The sequence below is a fragment of the Pantoea sp. LS15 genome, from assembly GCF_012241585.1.
In the GTDB taxonomy this organism is placed as follows: Bacteria; Pseudomonadota; Gammaproteobacteria; order Enterobacterales; family Enterobacteriaceae; genus Enterobacter.
Map to the genome: position 1 here is coordinate 21,177 of NZ_JAAVXA010000006.1, position 22,730 is coordinate 43,906.

Sequence of the window (22,730 nt, forward strand, 5' to 3'; positions counted from 1 at the left end):
TCCAGCTATGGTGCCGGGTATGTATATACCTGATGCACCGCTTCAATCTCCGCTAAAACCTCTTCACTCAGGTTCAGATTGAAACTCTCTATGTTAGTTTTCAACTGTTCCATAGTGGTCGCGCCCAGCAGGGTGCTCGCAACAAACGGCTGACGACGTACGAAGGCCAGCGCCATCTGCGCCGGATCAAGACCGTGACGTTTTGCGATATCCACATAGGCTGCAACGGCTTTCTGCGTCTGCTCCCCGCTGTAGCGGGTAAAGCGGCTAAAGAGGGTATTACGCGCGCCAGCCGGTTTCGCTCCGTTCAGGTATTTTCCCGTCAGCGTGCCAAAGCCGAGACAAGAATAGGCGAGCAGTTCTACTTCTTCATACTGCGTCACTTCGGCCAGTCCCACTTCATAGCTGCGATTAAGCAAGCTGTACGGATTCTGAATGGTGACGATACGCGGCAGATCGTGCTTATCCGCCAGGTGCAGGTAACGCATCACACCAAAGGCCGTTTCGTTAGATACGCCGATGTAGCGGATTTTACCCGCTCGCTGGCACTCGGTTAGTGCTTCCAGCGTTTCCAGTAGCGTAACGGCAGGGGCGCTCTCATTCCAGCTGTAGCCAAGTTTACCAAAGCAGTTTGTTGGACGCTGAGGCCAGTGAACCTGGTACAGGTCGAGATAATCTGTTTGCAGGCGCTTCAGGCTGGCATCCAGCGCCGCACGGATATTCTTGCGATCGAGGATCTGGTTTGGGCGGATCCCGGCATCGTTATTTCGCGCGGGGCCGCTGACTTTCGACGCAATGACCAGCTTTTCACGGTTGCCACGTTTTGTCAGCCAGTTACCGACGTAGGTTTCAGTAAGCCCCTGTGTTTCCGGACGGGGTGGTACAGGGTACATCTCTGCGACATCAATCAGGTTAATGCCCTGGCTCACGGCATAATCGAGTTGTGCATGGGCATCGGCTTCGCTGTTTTGTTCACCAAATGTCATCGTGCCCAACCCCAGTTGGCTTATCTCCAGAGAGCTGTGGGGGATACGGTGATAATGCATAGCCGGCTTCCTTCAATAGACATGTAGACCGCGTCAGGAACTTCCCGACAAAGGAATATAAACATGGCAGAGGGGAAGCAAAAGGGGAAGAGAAAAATCAAAAAGGCCAGCAAGTGACTGACCTCTCTCTGTTTATCGCTCGATAATTTGTGAGACTTCGTCGCGATTAATCTGCATTTTATTACCTTCCTGGTCACGGTAGCTGACCAGACCGGTATCATCATCGACTTCGGGTTTGCCGTCGGTCAGGATCATCCGACCATCTTTTGTCGCCATGACATAATCACTACTACAGCCCGATACTGCAAACGCTAAGCCGACTGCTGAAATTAACACTGCCCATTTTTTCATCGTTATCGTCCTCACCTGGCTGGTATCAAATCATAGTGTAGTATTAACCCGATATACCGACAGGAGGAAGCGGTAAAATCTTAAAAACCAGATGATTATGTTTGGGATCTCTCAAAATGAGTAAAAAACTATGTTTTCAGTAAAAAATGGCGTGCAAGCAGCGCACCGGTGAAATTTTTTTTGAGATAAAAGCCGCGCGGTAACGTTAGTATTGGCTCGCCCTGCGCACCGATCGCCTCGGTAAGCGCTTTACTGTTGGCTGCCTTCGGACGCAGCTGTAACACTTCCCCGTGTCGGGCTGTGATGCGCTCTACCTGTCCAAGAACGATCATATCCATCAGTTCCTCCCAGTCCAGACGCAATTGATGCTCCTCCTCTTCATTCGGGCTCCAGAGCACCGGAGCACCAACGCGACGCTCGGCCAGGGGAATGTGGCGTTCACCTTCAACCGGTACCCAAAGCACGCGTTTCAGCTTATGACGAACGTGGCTGGTTTCCCATGTCACACCGGTATTGCCGGTTAATGGCGCAACGCAGACAAAGGTGGTCTCAAGTGGTTTCCCATGGCTGTCTATGGGAATGGTTTTTAACTCTACGCCAAGAGCCGCAAAATCTTGCTCTGGTTTACTCCCCGCACTGGCACCCAGCCACAGTTCAAGCAGCATGCCTGTCCAGCCTTTATCCCGTTTCAGATCCTTCGGGATCGGAATCCCGGCCATTGCCGCCAGCTCGCCCAGCGAAAAGCCAGCCAGGCGTTGAGCCTGCTGGAGCAACTGGCCTTCGCTGGAAGGTGGTGAAAGCAAGGGTGTAAGCGGATGCATGAAGATAACCTTTTGATTAAAAAATAAACGAAGAAATTGTCCCCTGTGGATAGAGTTTAACTTTTTCTGTACGAATATTCCATGTGCATGATTTATAGGTTTTTTTATTAGTTTGAAATCGTTTCACCTGAGAAGAAAAACCGGTTGTTCAAATCTGGTCACTGACAATGAACAGGATCTTACACCATGTTATCCACAGAAAAATGGGATAACTGGGCATAACCCTGACTACTGTTTCAATTTACAGCCTTGACGTGCGATGAAAATCGAATTTTCAGACAATTTGTGCCTAACTTATTGGCACAATCTGTGGATAAAACCGACGCTGTTCGATCTTTCATCAGCGCGACGATCCCTGATGTGATGATCGTCACGCTATTCTGTATTTTGTTTGCAATAACACACTTAACTACATGAAAGTAATATCATTATATAATATTGATGAAAGCGGGGCGAAGACGGGGATTGAGGTTGTTCATCGGTAATCAGACACTTTTTCACAACTATATCCACAGAAAAGGTGAATAAAAATCCCTTTGATGGCTCTTATCTGTTTATAACTCAGCACTTATTTGTGAGTTATTCAAATGTTATTAGGTTGCAGGCCTGTAAGAGAGTGGTTTACCGCCTCCCTGTAGTGTGAAACAATCATTCATATATAAGGTTTAGTTTGGGGTAGTCCGGTGATTGATGACGATGGCTACCGCCCGAACGTAGGAATAGTAATTTGTAATCGTCAGGGCCAGGTAATGTGGGCCCGGCGATATGGTCAGCACTCCTGGCAGTTCCCGCAAGGCGGGATCAACCCAGGAGAGTCCCCAGAACAAGCGATGTACCGGGAGCTTTTTGAAGAGGTCGGTTTAAGCCGGAAAGATGTTCGCATCCTGGCTTCCACCCGCAACTGGTTGCGTTACAAGTTACCGAAACGTTTGGTGCGTTGGGACACAAAGCCGGTTTGTATCGGCCAGAAACAGAAGTGGTTTCTGTTGCAGTTGGTGGGCAACGATTCAGACATCAATATGCAAACCAGCAGTACGCCGGAGTTTGATGGTTGGCGCTGGGTAAGCTATTGGTATCCTGTTCGTCAGGTCGTGTCATTTAAACGCGATGTTTACCGTAGGGTGATGAAAGAGTTCGCAAGTGTGGTAATGCAGCTTCAGGAGATCCCCCCTAAGCCGCAGAGCGCACCTGCCTGGCGACGTAAAAGAGGTTAAGCTACGCAAATCATGCTCACCCGCTTGCGAGAAATAGTCGAGAAGGTGGCCAGTGCTCCGCGTCTCAATGAGGCGCTGAACATTCTGGTCACTGACATCTGTCTTGCGATGGAGACCGAGGTCTGTTCGGTGTATCTGGCCGACCACGATCGGCGCTGCTATTACCTGATGGCGACCCGTGGTTTGAAAAAACCGCGCGGACGCACCGTAACGCTCGCATTTGATGAAGGTATCGTGGGTCTGGTTGGGCGGCTGGCTGAACCTATCAACCTTGCCGACGCGCAAAAACACCCCAGTTTTAAATACATCCCTTCCGTAAAAGAAGAGCGCTTCCGCGCGTTTCTTGGCGTGCCGATTATCCAGCGTCGCCAGTTGCTTGGTGTGCTGGTTGTTCAGCAGCGTGAGCTGCGTCAGTACGATGAAAGCGAAGAGTCTTTCCTCGTTACCCTGGCCACGCAGATGGCGGCGATCCTCTCCCAGTCTCAGCTTGCCGCACTTTTCGGTCAGTATCGCCACACGCGCATTCGCGCCCTTCCGGCATCGCCAGGTGTGGCGATTGCAGAAGGCTGGATGGATGCCACGCTGCCGTTAATGGAGCAGGTTTACGAAGCCTCAACGCTTGATGAAGCGCTTGAGCGCGAGCGTCTTACTGCTGCGCTGGAAGAGGCGGCGAATGAATTTCGTCGTTACAGCAAACGCTTTGCCGCAGGTGCGCAAAAAGAGACGGCAGCCATTTTTGATCTCTATTCGCACCTGCTCTCCGATGCACGTCTGCGTCGTGAGCTTTTTGCGGAAGTGGATAAAGGCTCGGTTGCGGAGTGGGCAGTAAAAAAGGTTATCGAAAAATTTGCCGAGCAATTTGCGGCACTGACTGATGGTTACCTGAAAGAGCGAGCGGGAGATCTCCGGACCCTGGGACAACGACTGCTGTTCCATCTGGATGACACCATTCAGGGGCCGAATGCCTGGCCAAAAAGGTTTGTGCTGGTCGCAGATGAACTCTCCGCGACGACGTTGGCTGAACTGCCTCAGGACAGGCTGGCTGGTGTCGTGGTGCGCGATGGTGCTGCCAACTCACACGCTGCCATTATGGTGCGTGCATTGGGTATTCCTACCGTGATGGGGGCGGATATCCAGCCGTCGGTACTGCACCGCCGTACGCTGGTGGTTGACGGCTATCGCGGTGAACTGTTGGTTGATCCTGAGCCGGTTCTGCTTCAGGAATACCAGCGTCTTATCAGCGAAGAGAATGAATTAAGCAAACTGGCAGAAGATGACGTTAACCTGCCCGCACAGCTTAAGAGCGGTGAGCGGATCAAAGTCATGCTCAACGCCGGCTTAAGCCCTGAACACGAAGAGAAGCTTGGCAGTCGCATTGATGGTATCGGCTTATACCGCACCGAAATTCCGTTCATGCTGCAGAGCGGTTTCCCCTCCGAAGAGGAGCAGGTGGCGCAGTATCAGGGGATGCTGCAGATGTTTAACGACAAACCTGTCACCTTGCGAACCCTGGATGTGGGTGCGGATAAACAGCTGCCCTATATGCCGATCAGCGAAGAGAACCCGTGCCTCGGCTGGCGCGGGATCCGTATTACGCTCGACCAGCCTGAGATCTTCCTCATCCAGGTGCGTGCGATGCTGCGTGCGAATGCCGCGACGGGCAATCTCAGCATTTTACTGCCGATGGTCACCAGCATTGATGAGATCGACGAATCACGACGCTTGATCGAACGTGCTGGCCGTGAAGTCGAAGAGATGATTGGCTACGCGATCCCGAAACCGCGGATTGGGGTGATGCTCGAAGTGCCGTCTATGGTCTTCATGCTGCCGCAACTGGCCAACCGTGTTGATTTTATCTCCGTCGGCACGAACGACCTGACGCAATATATCCTGGCCGTCGACCGTAACAACACCCGCGTCGCCAGTATCTACGACAGCCTGCATCCGGCGATAATCCGCGCGTTAGCGATGATCGCTCGTGAAGCGGAACAGTACGGGATTGATTTACGCCTGTGCGGTGAAATGGCCGGGGATTCAATGTGCGTCGCGATCCTGATTGGTCTGGGATACCGCCATCTGTCGATGAACGGTCGCGCTGTCGCCCGCGTGAAATACCTGTTGCGGCATATCGAAATCGACGATGCCCGTGAGCTGGCTGAACGCAGCCTTGAAGCGCAACTGGCAACTGAAGTCCGTCATCAGGTTGCTGCGTTTATGGAACGACGCGGTATGGGTGGTCTGATCCGCGGTGGCCGCTAATCGTCTTTCGCTCTCTCTCACAGGGAGAGAGCGTCAGCACGCATAAAACCCTATACACATCTTTTACATCTCTGGCGCATCCTCCACGCCCGCCTTATGCTATGATTCGCAACTTTGGAGCCTCTGCTTACAGCAGAATCGCATTTCTACCGCTGTCCACTTTCAGCGGAATAACAACATCTTGTGGTGACAGATGAACAGTGGTTATCTGCATTTTCCGGAATTTGATCCGGTCATTTTCTCAGTAGGACCTGTTTCGCTTCACTGGTACGGTCTGATGTACCTGGTGGGCTTCATTTTTGCCATGTGGCTTGCAGGCCGTCGTGCCAGCCGTCCTGGCAGCGGCTGGACCAAAAACGAAGTCGAAAACCTGCTTTATGCGGGCTTCCTCGGCGTGTTCCTTGGCGGTCGTATTGGCTATGTGCTGTTCTATAACTTCCCGGTATTCCTGAACGATCCGCTCTATCTGTTCCGTGTGTGGGATGGTGGTATGTCCTTCCACGGTGGCCTGATTGGTGTGATTCTGGTGATGGTGATTTTTGCCAAACGCACCAAGCGCAACTTCTTCCAGGTTTCAGATTTTATCGCACCACTGATCCCGTTTGGTCTGGGGGCTGGTCGTCTGGGCAATTTTATCAACGGTGAACTGTGGGGGCGCGTTGATCCAAGCGTGCCGTACACGATGCTTTTCCCGGGTTCCCGCGCAGAAGATATCGCGCTACTGCCATCACACCCGGAGTGGCAGTCCATTTTCGATACCTACGGCGTTCTGCCGCGCCATATGTCCCAGCTTTACGAACTGGCGCTTGAAGGCGTGGTGCTGTTTATCATCCTGAATCTGTTTATCCGCAAACCGCGCCCGATGGGGGCTGTCTCTGGTCTGTTCCTGATTGGCTACGGTGCGTTCCGTATCATCGTCGAGTTCTTCCGCCAGCCGGATGCACAGTTTACCGGCGAATGGGTGCAGTACATCAGCATGGGGCAAATTCTCTCCATTCCGATGATAGTCGCGGGTGCCATTATGATGATTTGGGCGTATCGTCGTCGTTCACAGCAACAAATTTCCTGAGGAACCATGAAACAGTATCTTGAATTGATGAAAAAAGTGCTCGATGAGGGCACGCCGAAAAATGACCGTACCGGTACCGGCACGCTCTCCATTTTTGGCCACCAGATGCGCTTCAATCTGCAAGAAGGCTTCCCTCTGGTGACAACAAAGCGCTGCCACCTGCGCTCGATCATTCATGAACTGCTCTGGTTCCTGCAAGGCGATACCAACGTTGCGTATCTGCACGAAAACAACGTCTCAATCTGGGACGAATGGGCAGATGAAAACGGCAACCTGGGTCCGGTTTACGGTAAACAGTGGCGCGCATGGCCAACGCCTGATGGACGCCATATTGACCAGATCACCACCGTGATGAACCAGCTGAAAAACGATCCGGACTCGCGCCGTATTATCGTTTCAGCCTGGAACGTGGGTGAACTGGATAAAATGGCACTGGCACCGTGCCACGCGTTCTTCCAGTTCTATGTGGCAGACGGCAAGCTCTCCTGCCAGCTTTACCAGCGTTCTTGCGACGTGTTCCTCGGCCTGCCGTTTAACATCGCCAGCTATGCGCTGCTGGTTCACATGATGGCGCAGCAGTGCGACCTGGAAGTGGGTGATTTCGTCTGGACCGGTGGGGATACCCATCTCTACAGTAACCATATGGAACAGACGCATCTCCAGCTGACTCGCGAACCGCGTGCGCTACCGAAGCTGATTATCAAACGCAAACCGGCGTCGATCTTCGATTACCGCTTTGATGATTTTGAGATTGAGGGCTACGACCCGCACCCAGGCATCAAAGCGCCCGTCGCTATCTGATGTAGTAAAGCGTGACACAACCGGTGCTTATTAGCGCCGGTTTTTTTTCGCCTTTATCCCGTTTCACGAAGCGTTATCCAGAAAGCGTGCAACACGCTGCAACCTGGTCAATTCTCTGGATAACGACCCGGAAAACAGTAATCCGTTGCTCGTCACCTTCACGGCACTTCGCCACACTCCCGGTATGAAAAAAGAGAACGGTTTTACGCTTATCGAAACACTGGTAGCGATTTCGTTGATTGTCATCCTCAGTGCGTCAGGTTTGTACGGCTGGGACAGCTGGCAACGGCAGCAGCGGCTGTGGCAAACCGCCAGTCAGGTTCGCGATTACCTGGTGTTTCTGCGCAATAATGCCAACCGGCACAATCGTGACCACCAGATTACCCTTCAGCGGGTTGGAGGCAGGGACTGTCTGGTGAGCTCTGTTATGCAAGGCTGCGAGAAGGGAAGTCCCTTTGTACTGTTGCCACTCTGGCCTGAAGTCACGGTGAGTGAGCTAACACCGTCACTAGGGTTTTATGGATTAAGAGATACAGCATGGGCAGGGCGGATACGCGTACAAAGCCGAGCAGGAGAATGGCTGATTATTGTCTCAAATGGAGGGCGCATCAGGATGTGCAAGAGTTCAGGGGACGGTTCATGTCAATGAGACAGCGCGGTTTCTCACTTATTGAAGTGCTGATTACTATGGCGATCAGCAGCTTTTTACTGGTCAGCGCATCGCGTTTTTTACCCGGGTTGCAGCGGGCTGTATTACTGCAATCCGGCCAGCGAGAGCTGGAAGAGGAGGTCTGGCAGCGCCTGTTTGCTCTCGGTAAGCACCTTCAGCGCGCAGGATATTGCGCCGGAAACTGTCAGGGACAAGGCCTGGTGATTGGCAGGGAAGGGAGCTGTGTCATTGTTCGGTGGGATGCCAACAGTAACGGCAGTTGGGATAACACTGCATCAGAAAATGACAGCACCGGTTTTCGTCTGGAAGCAGGTGCTCTGGAAACGCTGCGTGGGGCAACCTCGTGTGAAGGAAAGGGATGGGAAAAGCTCACCGAACCGGACAAGCTTGTGATCCTGCACTTTATGATGCGTAAAGTTGAGCATGCCGGTTTTGCACCAGAGTTGAATATCGAACTGACCGCCAGTCGTAAAGGTCAGCAGGGGGAGCCATATCAGGCTTTATATGGGGTCACGGGGTATAACTTGTGAACCGTCAACGCGGAATGTCTTCGCTGGCGTTGGTTTTGCTTTTACTGGTGCTCGGTACCTTGATCCTCACGGGTCTCAACCAGCAACTGACAACGTTTAGTGCGCTCGTTGGCGATGAGAGCCGTTCACTCCAGCAGCAGGCGTCTGTGCAATCTGCACTTGAGTGGGGACGCGTTCAGGATTGGTCTCCAGAATCTCAGATTCAGTGCAAAAAGGCCTCGTCATGGCGAGTTTGTTTGCGTCTATTGAGTGAGACACATGTTTTGCTCATTGCTGGAGTCAACGACCTGCTGCTCTGGCGCACAGGAGAGATAATCGACGGTAAGATTCGCTTTTCGCCTCACGGCTGGAGTGATTTTTGTCCACTCAAGGGGAGCGCGTTATGCCTGTTGCCATGAACAGAGAAAAAGGGTTTAGCATGGTTGAGGTCCTTCTGGCGATGATGCTGATGGTGATGATCGTGACCGCACTGTCAGGTTATCACCGGACCCTGGCGACACGGTTCACCTTGTTTAACCAATATCGGCAGCTCTGGCACCATGCCTGGAACCAGTCTCAGCTCTCAACAAATGTTCTACCGGCAGGCTGGCAGGCCAGTCGGGGGCAGACAACGTTCGCCGGATGTGTCAGCATCACGGTTACACTTATTTCTCCTCTGGGGCGGCGCGGTGAGATAACGCGTCTGCATTGCCCGGTTAGCCAGTAGTCGGGAGCTTCTATGTTAAGGGTATACCACTCAAATCGTCTGGATGTGCTGGAAGCACTGATGGAATATATCGTTGAGCGCGAGCGGCTTGACGATCCTTTTGAGCCTGAAATGGTGCTGGTGCAGAGCACCGGTATGGCACAGTGGCTGCAAATGTCGCTTTCCCGTAAATTTGGCATTGCTGCGAACATTGAGTTCCCACTCCCCGCGAGCTTTATCTGGGAGATGTTTGTCCGCGTCTTGCCGGACATCCCGGAGCAAAGTGCTTTCAACAAGCAAAGCATGAGCTGGAAGCTAATGGCGTTGCTGCCGGAAATGCTTCAGCGCGATGAGTTCGCGATGCTGAACCACTATCTCAATGACGATACCGATAAACGCAAGCTGTTCCAGCTCGCGTCGCGCACCGCCGATCTTTATGACCAGTATCTGGTATACCGTTCAGAGTGGCTGACTCGCTGGGAAGCGGGGGAACGGGTAGATGGATTACCGGAGGCGCAAATCTGGCAGGCACCACTGTGGAAAGCGCTGGTGGAGCACACGGAGAAACTTGGCCAGCCTAAGTGGCACCGTGCCAATCTGTACGAGCGGTTTATCTCCATACTTGAAAATACGTCGGAGCGACCAGCCCGACTACCATCACGCGTTTTTATCTGTGGGATATCCGCATTACCCGCTGTCTATCTCAAAGCGTTGAATGCTCTGGGTAAACATATTGATATTCATATTTTGTTTACCAACCCTTGTCGACAATATTGGGGGGATATCCTCGACGAACGTTGGCTTTCGCGGCTGGTTACCCGCCAGAGAAAACGACTTTTTGAAGAACGAACCATCCCGCTGTTTAAAGACAGCTCGACTGCCGGACAACTGTTCGATGAAGAAGGTATCCAGAACCTGCCGAATCCACTGCTCGCCTCATGGGGGAAGCTGGGGCGTGATTACATTCACATGCTTTCAGACATCACCTCGTCTGGTGAAGGCGATGTGGATGCCTTTGTTGAGATCTCCCCGGATAGCCTGCTGCATAATATTCAGTTAGATATTCTGGAGCTGGAAAACCGTGCTGTCATGGGTGTTACGGCGCAAGAGTTTGAACGCAGCGACAGGAAGCGGATGTTGGATCCTGACGATCGTAGTGTCACCATCCACGTATGCCATAGCCCGCAGCGCGAAGTTGAAATCCTCCATGACCAGCTGTTGAACATGCTGCAGGATGATCCTGAGCTGACACCTCGCGATATCGTGGTGATGGTGGCGGATATCGACAATTACAGTCCCTTCATTCAGGCCGTTTTTGGCAGTGCGACGGGTGAACGATACCTGCCTTACGCTATCTCGGACCGTCGTGCCCGTCAGTCTCATCCGGCTTTGCAGGCATTTATCACCCTGTTGTCACTGCCTGATAGTCGGTTTATTTCCGAAGATGTTCTGGCGTTACTGGATGTTCCTGTTCTGGCTGCGCGTTTCAACATCAATGAAGAGGGGCTACGCTACCTTCGCCAATGGGTTAACGAATCGGGTGTTCGCTGGGGGATCGATGACGATAACGTCCAGGCGTTCGGACTCCCCCCAACCGGGCAGCATACCTGGCGGTTTGGCCTGACACGTATGTTGTTGGGTTATGCCATGGAAAGCAGTCAGGGGGAGTGGAATGAGGTACTTCCTTACGATGAGACCAGCGGGTTAATTGCTGAGCTGGTGGGGCATCTGGCTTCACTATTGATGCAGCTTAATCGCTGGCGAAGTGAGTTAATGCAACCGCGTACTCTGGAAGAATGGCTCCCGGTTTGTAGAGCATTGCTCAATGATTTCTTCCTGCCAGACAGTGACACTGAAGCCGCAATGGCGCTCATTGAAACGCAGTGGCAGGCTATCGTCGACGAGGGTGTGAACTCCCATTATCACGAAGAGATCCCCTTGTCACTGCTGAGGGATGAGTTGACGCAGCGACTTGACCAGGAGCGAATCAGTCAGCGTTTCCTGGCGGGCCCGGTGAATATCTGCACCCTGATGCCAATGCGTTCTATCCCGTTCAAAGTGGTGTGTCTGCTTGGCATGAATGACGGTATTTATCCACGTGCACTGGCACCACTGGGATTTGATCTGATGAGTGCTAATCCAAAGCGGGGAGACCGTAGTCGTCGTGATGACGATCGCTATCTCTTCCTTGAAGCGCTCATTTCCGCCCAGAGTAAGCTCTACATCAGTTACATTGGCCGCTCAATTCAGGACAACAGTGAGCGTTTCCCTTCTGTTCTGGTGCAGGAGCTGGTGGATTATATCGGACAGAGCCACTACCTGCCGGGGGATGCAGAACGTAACTGCGATGAAAGTGAACAGCGGGTGAAAGCGCATATCACCTGTTGTCACAGCCGCATGCCGTTTGATCCGATGAACTACGTGGTGAGTGAGCACCAGAGCTATGCTCACGAGTGGCTTCCTGCGGCGAAAAAAGAGGGAACTGCGCATACCGATTTCATTCAGGCGCTTGACCCTCGACCCATTGACACACTGACATTTGAACAGCTTCAGCGGTTTTGGGCGCACCCGGTGCGGGCCTTTTTCCAGCAGCGATTACAGGTCAATTTCCGCTCTGAAGAGAACGAAATTCCCGATGCGGAGCCCTTTACGTTGGAAGGGCTGGAGCGCTATCAGTTAAACCTGCAACTGTTGAATGCGCTGGTTGAGCAGGAAGATGCTGACAAACTTTTTCGCCGTTACCGCGCAGCAGGGCAACTGCCTTATGGAGCGTTTGGTGAAATTGTCTGGGAGGCGCAGTGCCAGGAGATGACAGCGCTGGCGGAGCGCGTAAGGGAGTGCCGACAACCCGGAAAAAACATTGAAATTGATCTCAGCTGTAACGGCGTTCAGTTAACGGGCTGGCTAACCCAGGTTCAGCCGGACGGGCTGCTACGCTGGCGACCTTCTATGCTTAGCGTTTCACAAGGGTTGCAACTCTGGCTGGAACATCTTGTCTACAGTGCGGTGGGTAATAAAGGTGAAAGCCGGATATTCGTGCGCAAAGAGGGCGAATGGCGCTTCCCGCCAATGGAGTCTGAACAGGCGTTACGTTATCTGTGTTTGTATATTGAGGGCTACCGTCAGGGCATGAACAAACCACTTTTGTTACTGCCTGAGAGTGGCGGTGCCTGGATAAAAGCCTGTTATGACGTACAGAATGATGCAATGTTAACGGATGAGGCGTCACTGCAGAAAGCGCGAAGTAAATTTATACAAGCCTATGAAGGAAACATGATGGTACGTGGCGAAGGTGAAGATGTCTGGTATCAGCGCTTATGGCGCACGCTTGAACCAGAGTACTTCGAGACGATCACGGAAGAGGCGCAGCGTTATCTGTTACCGTTGTTCAAATTTAATCAGTCGTGAGTGCTGTATAAAAATTGCACAGGAAAGGGTGTTCATTTATGATGCACCTGTTATCACGGACTGATGTACTCAAAGAAAGAGATGCTGGCGTGTCCAGCACGCAGTTTGTTAATGATGTAGCCGTGATAAAGAGGTCGTAATGCCAGGCAGCACCTTGTTTAAAGCGTTGGTTTTGTTTGTCGCCCTTTGGGCTCCCTTCACTCAAGCAGACTCCGGTTGGCAACCTGTTCAGGAAACTATCCGTAAGAGCGAAAAAGATACCCGTCAGTATCAGGCTATTCGCCTTGATAACGGCATGACCGTGCTGCTGGTTTCCGATCCGCAGGCGGTGAAATCCCTCTCGGCCCTTGTGGTGCCGATTGGGTCACTGGAAGATCCTGATGCCCATCCTGGGCTTGCGCACTATCTGGAACATATGACGCTGATGGGGTCTAAAAAATACCCGCAGCCAGATAGCCTGTCCGAATTTCTGAAAATGCACGGCGGTAGTCACAACGCCAGTACAGCACCGTACCGTACGGCTTTTTATCTCGAAGTCGAAAATGATGCACTGGAAGGGGCGGTTGATCGTCTTGCTGATTCCATCGCTGCACCGCTGCTGGATAAAAAATATGCTGAACGTGAACGCAATGCCGTTAATGCTGAGTTAACCCTTGCCCGTACGCGAGACGGTATGCGCATGGCCCAGGTGAGCGCCGAAACCATTAACCCGGCGCATCCGGGTTCGCGTTTCTCCGGTGGTAACCTGGAAACATTAAGCGATAAGCCAAACAGCCCGGTGCTTGATGCGCTGCATGCGTTTCGCGACAAATATTACTCCGCGAACCTGATGAAAGCGGTTATCTACAGCAACAAACCGCTGCCAGAGCTGGCAAGCATGGCCGCTCAGACGTTTGGTCGTGTGCCGAATAAAAATATCGACGTACCTCAGATAACCGTTCCGGTGGTCACGGACGCACAAAAAGGGATTGTTATCCACTACGTGCCCGCCTTGCCACGCAAGGTGTTACGTGTTGAATTCCGCATTGATAACAACACGGCACAGTTTCGCAGTAAAACCGATGAACTGGTGACCTATCTGATTGGCAACCGTAGCCCGGGTACGCTTTCTGACTGGCTGCAAAAACAAGGGCTGGTGGAAGGTATTCGAGCCGACTCCGATCCCGTGGTGAACGGCAATAGCGGTGTGCTGGCGATATCTGCAACCCTGACTGACAAAGGGCAGGCAAACCGTGATGAAGTGGTGGCGGCGATCTTTAGCTACCTTTCTCTGCTGCGTGATAAAGGCGTCGATAAACGCTACTTTGATGAACTGGCTCACGTGCTGGATCTCGATTTCCGTTACCCGTCCATTACCCGCGACATGGACTATGTGGAGTGGCTGGCGGATACCATGATCCGCGTGCCGGTGGAACATACTCTTGATGCGGTCAATATCGCCGATCAATATGATGCGGACGCCGTAAAAGCCCGCCTTGCGATGATGACCCCGCAGAATGCCCGCATCTGGTACATCAGCCCGAACGAACCCCATAACAAAACGGCCTATTTTGTAGACGCTCCTTATCAGGTGGACAAAATCAGCGCCCAGACCTTCGCCGACTGGCAGAAAAGAGCCGGGGAGATTGCGTTGAAACTGCCGGAGCTGAACCCCTACATCCCGGATGATTTCTCGCTGATCAAAACCACAAAGGATTATCCGCACCCGGAACTTATTATTGATGAGCCGACGTTGCGCGTGGTGTATACCCCAAGCCGCTATTTTGCGAATGAGCCAAAAGCCGATGTCAGCGTCGTTCTGCGTAACCCAAAGGCGATGAATAGCGCCAAAAATCAGGTGATGTTCGCCCTGAATGACTATCTTGCTGGCATCGCGCTCGATCAGCTCAGCAATCAGGCGGCCGTGGGGGGGATCAGCTTCTCAACCAATGCCAATAACGGTTTGATGGTCAATGCAAATGGTTACACTCAGCGACTGCCTCAGCTGTTCCAGGCACTGCTTGAGGGCTATTTTAGTTACACGCCGACGGAAGAACAGCTTGAGCAGGCCAAATCCTGGTATGCGCAGATGATGGACTCTGCGGAGAAGGGTAAAGCTTACGATCTGGCGCTTATGCCGGCGCAAATGTTGTCGCAAATTCCTTATTTCCAGCGTGAAGATCGCCGTGCGTTACTGCCTTCGATCTCATTGAAAGATGTGCTGGCTTACCGTGATGCGTTGAAAACCAACACGCGTCCTGAGTTCCTGATCGTCGGCAACATGAGTGAGGTGCAGGCCAAAACGCTGGCGGAGAATGTACGCACCCAACTCGGCTCGAAAGGTGACGAGTGGTGCCGCAACCAGGATGTGCTGGTTGAGAAAAAACAGAATGTGATTTTTGAAAAGGCGGGCACAAGTACGGATTCTGCGCTGGCAGCGGTGTTTGTACCAACGGGTTATGATGAATTCTCCAGTTCAGCGCGGAGTGCCGTTCTGGGACAGATTATTCAGCCGTGGTTCTATAACCAGCTACGTACAGAAGAGCAGCTTGGCTATGCGGTCTTTGCGTTCTCCATGAACGTTGGCCGTCAGTGGGGGCTGGGTTTCCTGCTGCAAAGTAGCGATAAACAACCGGCTTATCTCTGGCAGCGTTATCAGGCTTTCTTCCCAAAAGTGGAAGCAAAACTGCGCGCCATGAAACCGGACGAATTTGCCCAGATCCAGCAGGCCGTCATCGCTCAGGTGATGCAGCCACCGCAGACATTGGGTGAAGAAGCGTCACAGCTCAGCAAAGATTTTGATCGCGGTAATCTGAACTTTGATTCGCGTGATAAAGTAGTGGCCGAGATAAAACAGCTGACGCCTCAGAAGGTTGCCGACTTCTTCCATCAGGCGGTGATTAAGCCGCAGGGAATGACCATCCTGTCTCAGGTTTCCGGTAGCCAGAACGGGAAAACGGAGTACGTACACCCGAAAGGCTGGAAAGTCTGGAAGAGCGTCAGCGCGCTGCAGCAAACTATGCCCTGGAGTAAGAAAGAATGACCGATACCGCTGAGCCTCTTGATCCCTTACGTTTACCTCTACAGGGTGAACGATTGATTGAAGCTTCAGCGGGAACGGGAAAAACCTTCACCATTGCCGCGCTCTATCTGCGCCTGCTGTTAGGGCTTGGCGGCAACGCGGCTTTTCCACGTCCTTTAAGCGTGGAAGAGCTGCTGGTCGTCACCTTCACCGAGGCTGCCACCGCGGAGTTGCGCGGTCGTATTCGTACCAATATCCATGAGCTGCGTATCGCCTGTCTGCGTCAGAGCACGGATAACCCTCTCTACGCGAGCCTTCTGGAAGAGATTGCTGATAAGCAACAGGCCGCACAGTGGTTGCTCCTGGCTGAACGGCAGATGGATGAAGCGTCCGTCTTCACCATTCACGGTTTTTGCCAGCGCATGCTGAGCCTGAATGCGTTTGAATCCGGCATGCTGTTTGAGCAGCAACTCATCGAAGATGAATCCGTGCTTCGCTATCAGGCCTGTGCGGATTTCTGGCGTCGCCACTGTTACCCCTTACCGCGAGATATCGCCGAAGCGGTACATGCGTTATGGAAGGGCCCAGAGGAGCTTCTGCGTGCGATCGATCGCTATCTTCAGGGTGAAGCGCCGGTAATCAAATCTCCGCCGCCAGCAGATGAAACCCTCGCTTCTCGCCATGAAAAAATTACCGCCAAAATTGCGGCCATCAAACAAAAGTGGAATGCGTCGGTCGGCGAGATTGAGGCGATCATCGAAAATTCCGGGATCGACAGACGTAAATTTAACCGTGCAAATCAGGGGAAATGGATCGATAAGATCAGCGCCTGGGCACAGGAAGAGACGCGAGGGTATCAGCTCCCGGATGCGCTGGAAAAATTCTCTCAGTGTTTTCTGGTTGAACGAACCAAAGCCGATGGCATTGTGCCGGAGCATCCGCTGTTTGTGGCTATCGAAGCCCTGCTGGCCGAACCGTTAACGCTCAATGACCTGATGATCACCCGCGCAATGGCGGAGATCCGTGAAACCGTCTCGCGTGAAAAGCGTCGCCGCGGTGAACTTGGGTTTGACGATATGCTGAGCCGCCTGGATGCCGCGTTGTGCAGCGAAAATGGTGAAGCACTTGCCGCGGCTATTCGTAACCGTTTCCCGGTTGCGATGATTGACGAGTTCCAGGATACCGACCCTCAGCAGTACCGCATTTTTCGCCGTATCTGGCGACAACAGCCTGATACCGCGCTGTTGTTAATTGGCGATCCTAAACAGGCAATTTACGCTTTTCGTGGCGCGGATATTTTCACCTATATGAAAGCCCGCAGCGAAGTTGACGCGCATTACACTCTGGATACCAACTGGCGCTCATCTCCCGGAATGGTAGAGAGCGTCAACGCGCTTTTCAGCCGCATGGATACGGCATTTATGTTCCGGGAGATCCCTTTCCAGCCGGTAAAGTTTGCGGCAAAAAATGCCTCATTGCGCTTCGAACTCAACGGGACGACTCAGACCGCCATGAACTTTTGGCTGCTGGACGGAGAAGGCTATGGCGTCGCGGACTATCAAAATGCCATGGCCCAGTACTGTGCCGCACAAATTCGTGACTGGCTCAGTGCGGGTGCACGTGGCGAGGCGGTGCTCTGGAAGGGTGAAGAGTCAACCCCTGTAAAGGCATCGGATATTACGGTGCTGGTGCGTAGCCGTCAGGAGGCTGCGCTTATCCGCGATGCCCTGACATTGCTGAACATTCCGTCCGTCTACCTCTCAAACCGCGACAGTGTCTTCGAAACGCTGGAGGCGCAGGAGATGTTATGGCTGCTCCAGGCGGTACTCTCCCCGGAGCGGGAAAGCACGCTTCGTAGTGCGTTAGCCAGCGCGATGCTCGGGCTGAATGCGCGTGATATTGATGCGCTCAATAACGACGAAGACGCGTGGGATGCAGTAGTGGAAGAGTTTGTTCACTACCGGGATAAATGGCACAGACGTGGTGTAATGGCGATGGTGCGTGAGCTTATGGCGCAGCGTCACATTGCGGAGAATATGCTCGCGACAGCGGGCGGTGAGCGCCGTCTGACCGACATTTTACACATCAGTGAGCTACTGCAGGAAGCGGGCACGCAACTGGAGAGTGAGCACGCTCTGGTGCGCTGGCTGGCGCAACAGATTGCCGACCCGAACAGTAATTCGTCCAGTCAGCAGATGCGTCTTGAAAGTGATAAACATCTGGTGCAGATCGTCACCATTCACAAGTCAAAAGGTCTGGAGTATCCGCTGGTCTGGTTGCCGTTTATTGCCAATTACCGCGTACAGGATCAGGCCTTTTACCACGATCGCGAATCATTTGAGGCGGTGCTCGATCTCAGTAAAGCCGAGTCCAGCGTTGAACTGGCAGAGGCCGAACGTCTGGCGGAAGATTTGCGCCTGCTCTATGTGGCGTTAACCCGTTCGGTCTGGCACTGCAGCATGGGCGTCGCCCCGCTGTTTCGTCGCCGCGGTGAGAAGACCGGGGAGAGCGATTTTCATCTGAGTGCGCTGGGGCGGCTTATTCAGCTCGGCGAACCCAAAGATGCAGCAGGCCTGCGCCAGTGCATCGAATCACTATGTGGGGATCATACTGCCCTGCACATTCCGTCGCAGCCCGATAATAGCCGCTGGCAAATGCCGGAGCTGCGCGAGTCTGAGCTCCATGCCCGCCAGGTTGTGCGCACAATTGCTGACGACTGGCGTGTGACGAGTTATTCCGGTTTACAGCAGCACGGGCAGAGCATTGCGCAGGATCTGATGCCAAAACTGGATGTCGATGCAGCAGGGACCGGTAGCGTGCCTGATGAGCCGATGCTCACTCCGCATCAATTCCCGCGTGGAGCCTCACCAGGCACATTTTTACATAGCCTGTTTGAAGAACTGGATTTTACCCAGCCAGTCTCTGAGGAGTGGGTGCTAAAGATGTTGCAGAGTGGAGGTTATGACGCACAGTGGCAGCCGGTTCTCACCGACTGGATCAGCACGGTGCTGCATGCTCCACTCACGGCGCAAGGGATCTCGCTGAGCCAGTTGAGTGCCAAAGATAAACAGGTGGAGATGGAGTTTTATCTCCCAATTGCCAGCCCGCTCAGGGCCGATGCGCTTGATACGTTGATCCGCGATCATGACCCGTTATCTGCCGGTTGCCCAGCGCTGAACTTCCGCCAGGTGCAGGGCATGTTAAAAGGTTTTATTGACCTGGTTTTCCGCCACGAAGGGCGCTACTACCTGCTGGACTACAAATCGAACTGGTTGGGGGAAAACAGCGAAGCCTACACCCAACAGGCGATGGCATCAGCCATGCAAGCGCATCGCTACGATCTGCAGTATCAGCTCTATACCCTGGCGCTGCATCGTTACCTGCGGCATCGCATTGCCGATTACCGTTACGAAGACCATTTTGGCGGCGTCATTTACCTCTTTCTGCGTGGAGTGGATGCTAACGACCCACACTCTGGCATCTTTAGTACGCGCCCGGCTGCAGAGCTGATTGAAAAAATGGATAACCTGTTTGCCGCAAGCACAGAGGAGGTGGCATGACGATGCAGGCGCTATTGCTGGAAGCGGTAGAACAACGATTACTGCGCCACCTGGATGTACAGTTTGCCATGATGGTTGCAGGCGATGAACCCGCTGTGATGCTCGCCGCCGCAATCCTGAGTAAAGACGCGGGAGAGGGGCATGTCTGCCTGCCGCTGTCGCGTCTGGTTGTTGATGAGAAAATGCCTCCGGCTTTACAGGCGTGTTTCGCGTTGCTGGGTGACGCAGCGGACTGGCAGGCGATATTACTCGGCTCGCCTGCCGTGAGCGGAACCGATACCGGGACGCCGATGATCCTGTGCGGCGAACGTTTGTACCTTAACCGGCTGTGGCGCAATGAACTGACAGTGGCACGCTTCTTCAGCGAGACGAATGTGCCTCTGCCTTGTGATGAAGCGCAACTCCGGCACGTGCTGGATACGCTGTTTACCTCTGATGAGGTGACAGACTGGCAAAAAGTCGCGGCAGCCGTGGCGTTGACGCGGAGGATCTCGGTTATCTCTGGCGGCCCGGGAACCGGGAAAACGACCACCGTGGCAAAACTACTTGCCGCGCTGATCCAGCTATCGGGCGAGCAAAAGTGCCGTATTCGTCTGGCGGCCCCCACTGGCAAAGCGGCGGCTCGTCTGACGGAATCGTTAGGTGGGGCATTGCAAAAGTTGCCACTCACCGTGGAGCAACGTGCGCTTTTCCCAAATGAAGCCAGCACGCTGCACCGATTACTCGGTGCTCAGCCAGGTAGCCAGCGTCTGCGATATCATGCGGGTAACCCGCTGCATCTGGACGTACTGGTGGTAGATGAAGCATCGATGATCGACCTGACAATGATGTCGCGGTTGATTGATGCTCTGCCGCCCCATGCGCGCGTCATTTTTCTGGGCGATCGTGACCAGCTTGCTTCTGTGGAAGCTGGGGCGGTGTTGGGGGATATTTGTACTTACGCCAGCTTTGGTTATACCGCCGCGCGTGCTCAGGAGCTGGCGCGTCTGACCGGCTGCGTACTTGAAGCCGATAACTCGCCGGTGGCGGGGGCGCTACGTGACAGCCTGTGTCTGCTGCAAAAAAGCTATCGTTTCGGCAGCGACTCCGGCATCGGCCAACTGGCTGCCGCGGTAAACCGTGGCGATCGGCACAGTACGCGTGCGGTGTTTGACGGTACGTTTGCCGACATCGAGAAAAAATCACTGCAAAGCGGAGAAGAGTATCAGGTGATGCTGGATGACGCCCTGGAGGGGTATCAGTATTTCCTGAAATGTATACAACAGCGCCACTCACCAGAGCAGGTCATTGCCGCCTTTGGTGAGTACCAGTTACTGTGCGCACTGAGGGAAGGGCCGTTTGGCGTCAGTGGTCTGAACGACAGGCTGGAGCAGCTTCTTGTTCAGAAGCACAAAATTAACCGCATGCCGCATTCGCGCTGGTTTGAAGGGCGACCTGTGATGATCTCGCGCAACGACAGTGCACTGGGGTTGTTTAACGGAGATATCGGGATTGCGCTCGATCGCGGTCAGGGGTTACGCGTCTGGTTCCAGTTACCGGACGGTAGCGTGAAGTCTTTCCAGCCCAGCCGTTTGCCTGAGCATGAAACCGCGTGGGCGATGACGGTGCATAAATCCCAGGGTTCTGAGTTTAACCATGCTGCATTGATCCTGCCGACACAGCTTTCACCTGTTATTACCCGCGAGCTGATTTATACCGCGATTACTCGCGCGCGTCAGCGCTTGTCACTCTATACCGATGAACGCGTGCTGGTGCAGGCCATTGCCACCCGTACAGAGCGCCGGAGCGGACTGAGCGCGATATTTGAGTCTCTTTAAGCGAAAGCCCTCACCAGACGGTGAGGGCAGCGTATCATCCCAGGTCAGCCATCAGCACTTTTGAGCGGCGCTGATAGTTGTACATCTCTTTCTTCGTTTCTGGCAGATAATCTATATCCACCGGCGTGAATCCACGCTCCTGGAACCAGTGAATGCTGCGTGTCGTCAGGACGAACAGCTTGCTCAGCCCCATCTGGCGGGCTTGCGCTGCCACGCGCTCAAGCAGCATTTCGCCGCGTGAGGAGCTGCGGTAATCAGGATGCACCGCCACGCAGGCCATTTCACCGATCTTCTCTTCCGGGAAGGGATAGAGGGCGGCACAGGCAATTGTCAGGTTATCGCGCTGAATAATGGTGAATTTGTCGATCTCCATTTCCAGCTGTTCGCGTGAACGGCGAACCAGAATACCCTGTTGCTCCAGCGGCCGAATCAGCTCCAGAATACCGCCGATATCATTGATGGTGGCACGGCGGATCTGCTCAGCACTCTCCATCACAATCTGCGTGCCGATACCATCCCGGGAGAACAGCTCCTGTAACAGAGCTCCATCTTCCTGGTAACTGATCAGGTGGCTGCGGCGCACACCACTGCGACAGGCTTTCACCGCGCCACGCAGAAAACGCACGGTACCAGAATGGTAGTCACCTTCAGCTTCCAGGGCTTCTACGCGGGCCTGGGCTTCATTAGGGAAGAGTTCGGGCACAATCACCCCTTCATCGTTTACGACACCCTGGGAAGAGCAAAACCCAATCATTTTTTCCGCCTTCAGCTTAATCGCCAGTTGAGTGGCAATCTCTTCTGAGGTGAGGTTAAAGCTTTCTCCGGTCACGGAAACGGCCACTGGCCCCATCAGTACAATGGCACCACTGTCCAGCTGGCGGTGAATCGCCTCTTCATCAATACGACGAATACGTCCGCTGTGGCAATAATCCACGCCATCGTCCACGCCGAGAGGCTGGGCAATGATGAAGTTACCGCTCACCACGTTGATATGCGCACCCTGCAATGGCGTGTTGTTCAGGCTCATCGACAGGCGAGCCGTAATATCCAGCTGCAACAGACCCGCTGCTTGCTTCACCAGTTCCAGGGTTTTCGCATCCGTCACACGAGTATGTTTGTGGTAAATCGGCTCGTGGTGGTGTGCGGCCAGGTTGGCGTCGATCTGCGGACGTGCGCCATAGACCACCACCAGGCGGATCCCGAGGCTGTGTAGCAGGCCAATGTCATTGACGATGCTGGAAAAATTTTCATGCTCAATGGCTTCGCCGCCAAGCATGATGACAAACGTTTTTCCCCGATGGGCGTTGATATAGGGAACAGAATGGCGGAATCCCTGGACCAGTTCGGTTCTACGCTCCTTCACCATGGCACAACCCTTAATGAATGTTTATTCGTAATTTGTGTATTTTTATTCGATTGTGGATGCATGTGCAAGCGCAAATTTTCCACGACCCACAGAAATTAATAAGTAATCCGTGCGTTAACGTATGATTGTTTA

Annotated in this window: 16 protein-coding genes; 12 read left to right on the forward strand and 4 right to left on the reverse strand. The window is 53.4% G+C overall.

What is annotated here, in order from left to right; translation table 11 throughout:
* Window positions 1-5: 5 nt before the first annotated feature.
* The 3 genes from HED65_RS10790 to mutH all read right to left on the reverse strand — a co-directional run bounded on the left by HED65_RS10790 (window position 6) and on the right by mutH (window position 2,218).
* Window positions 6-1,046: an NADP(H)-dependent aldo-keto reductase gene (locus tag HED65_RS10790; protein ID WP_114978578.1), complete on the reverse strand. Its 1,041-nt coding sequence runs from the start codon at window positions 1,044-1,046 to the stop codon at window positions 6-8.
* Window positions 1,047-1,178: 132 nt separating this feature from the next.
* Window positions 1,179-1,397 carry a YgdI/YgdR family lipoprotein gene (locus HED65_RS10795; protein ID WP_114978579.1) on the reverse strand — a complete coding sequence of 73 codons (219 nt, stop codon included), beginning with the start codon at window positions 1,395-1,397 and terminating at the stop codon, window positions 1,179-1,181.
* 128 nt (window positions 1,398-1,525) lie between these two features.
* On the reverse strand, window positions 1,526-2,218 hold the full coding sequence (gene mutH, locus HED65_RS10800; protein ID WP_114978580.1) for a DNA mismatch repair endonuclease MutH: 693 nt from the start codon (window positions 2,216-2,218) through the stop codon (window positions 1,526-1,528).
* 683 nt (window positions 2,219-2,901) lie between these two features.
* Here mutH and rppH point away from each other — a divergent pair.
* From rppH to recD, 12 genes are all read left to right on the forward strand, one after another.
* Entirely contained in the window at window positions 2,902-3,432 is a 531-nt protein-coding gene (rppH, locus tag HED65_RS10805; protein WP_013098553.1) for an RNA pyrophosphohydrolase, read from the forward strand.
* 12 nt (window positions 3,433-3,444) lie between these two features.
* A complete protein-coding gene (gene ptsP, locus HED65_RS10810; protein ID WP_114978581.1) occupies window positions 3,445-5,691 on the forward strand; it encodes a phosphoenolpyruvate--protein phosphotransferase in 2,247 nt (748 codons plus the stop codon).
* Between the two features lie 193 nt (window positions 5,692-5,884).
* Complete coding sequence (lgt, locus tag HED65_RS10815; RefSeq protein ID WP_114978582.1) at window positions 5,885-6,760, forward strand: prolipoprotein diacylglyceryl transferase; 876 nt, start codon at window positions 5,885-5,887, stop codon at window positions 6,758-6,760.
* A 6-nt stretch (window positions 6,761-6,766) separates the two neighbouring features.
* Window positions 6,767-7,561, forward strand: a complete 795-nt coding sequence (gene thyA / locus HED65_RS10820; protein WP_014885081.1) for a thymidylate synthase — start codon at window positions 6,767-6,769, stop codon at window positions 7,559-7,561.
* Window positions 7,562-7,745: 184 nt separating this feature from the next.
* Window positions 7,746-8,210, forward strand: a complete 465-nt coding sequence (locus HED65_RS10825; RefSeq protein WP_114978583.1) for a prepilin peptidase-dependent protein — start codon at window positions 7,746-7,748, stop codon at window positions 8,208-8,210.
* Window positions 8,201-8,761: a prepilin peptidase-dependent protein gene (locus HED65_RS10830; protein ID WP_114978584.1), complete on the forward strand. Its 561-nt coding sequence runs from the start codon at window positions 8,201-8,203 to the stop codon at window positions 8,759-8,761. The genes HED65_RS10825 and HED65_RS10830 overlap by 10 nt, the downstream gene beginning before the upstream one ends.
* On the forward strand, window positions 8,758-9,159 hold the full coding sequence (locus HED65_RS10835; RefSeq protein WP_114978585.1) for a DUF2509 family protein: 402 nt from the start codon (window positions 8,758-8,760) through the stop codon (window positions 9,157-9,159). Before HED65_RS10830 ends, HED65_RS10835 begins: the two co-directional genes overlap by 4 nt.
* A complete protein-coding gene (locus tag HED65_RS10840) occupies window positions 9,144-9,467 on the forward strand; it encodes a prepilin-type N-terminal cleavage/methylation domain-containing protein (RefSeq protein WP_114978586.1) in 324 nt (107 codons plus the stop codon). The genes HED65_RS10835 and HED65_RS10840 overlap by 16 nt, the downstream gene beginning before the upstream one ends.
* Before the next feature lie 12 nt (window positions 9,468-9,479).
* Window positions 9,480-12,854, forward strand: coding sequence for an exodeoxyribonuclease V subunit gamma (gene recC / locus HED65_RS10845; RefSeq protein WP_114978587.1), 3,375 nt, complete (start codon window positions 9,480-9,482; stop codon window positions 12,852-12,854).
* A 139-nt stretch (window positions 12,855-12,993) separates the two neighbouring features.
* The gene (ptrA, locus tag HED65_RS10850; RefSeq protein ID WP_114978588.1) at window positions 12,994-15,876 is read left to right on the forward strand and encodes a pitrilysin; all 2,883 of its coding nucleotides are present in this window, start codon (window positions 12,994-12,996) and stop codon (window positions 15,874-15,876) included.
* The gene (recB, locus tag HED65_RS10855) at window positions 15,873-19,415 is read left to right on the forward strand and encodes an exodeoxyribonuclease V subunit beta (protein WP_114978589.1); all 3,543 of its coding nucleotides are present in this window, start codon (window positions 15,873-15,875) and stop codon (window positions 19,413-19,415) included. The genes ptrA and recB overlap by 4 nt, the downstream gene beginning before the upstream one ends.
* On the forward strand, window positions 19,412-21,232 hold the full coding sequence (gene recD, locus HED65_RS10860; RefSeq protein ID WP_114978590.1) for an exodeoxyribonuclease V subunit alpha: 1,821 nt from the start codon (window positions 19,412-19,414) through the stop codon (window positions 21,230-21,232). The genes recB and recD overlap by 4 nt, the downstream gene beginning before the upstream one ends.
* 34 nt (window positions 21,233-21,266) lie before the next feature.
* Here recD and argA read toward each other — a convergent pair whose 3' ends face one another.
* Window positions 21,267-22,598, reverse strand: a complete 1,332-nt coding sequence (argA, locus tag HED65_RS10865; protein ID WP_028016905.1) for an amino-acid N-acetyltransferase — start codon at window positions 22,596-22,598, stop codon at window positions 21,267-21,269.
* Window positions 22,599-22,730: the final 132 nt, after the last annotated feature.